Annotated in this window: 1 protein-coding gene; it reads left to right on the forward strand. The window is 40.3% G+C overall.

What is annotated here, in order from left to right; genetic code table 11:
- Positions 1–29: 29 nt before the first annotated feature.
- Positions 30–310, forward strand: a 281-nt coding sequence (locus ACFIO5_RS11360) for a dTMP kinase (protein WP_375705464.1), incomplete at its 3' end; no start/stop codon positions are given.

Raw genomic sequence — 310 nt, forward strand, 5'->3', positions numbered from 1 at the left:
TGCTAATAATTAAGAGTTAAGGTTCATACGTGTCTGGTTATTTTATTACATTCGAGGGAGGGGAGGGCGTAGGAAAAACAACGCAAATTTTTTTGCTTGCTCAGCATCTCTACGGCAAAGGCTATGATGTCCTTACAACAAGAGAACCAGGAGGAACGGCAGGTGCAGAAGTCATACGCCATATTTTATTGTCAGGTCAGGTACAACAACACTATGGACCTTTGATTGAAGCGATTTTGTTTACAGCAGCGCGTATCGATCATGTTAGTGAAGTTATTATGCCTTCTTTGCAAAAAGGTAAAGTTGTTTT

Source organism: Bartonella sp. AA86SXKL, assembly GCF_042196885.1.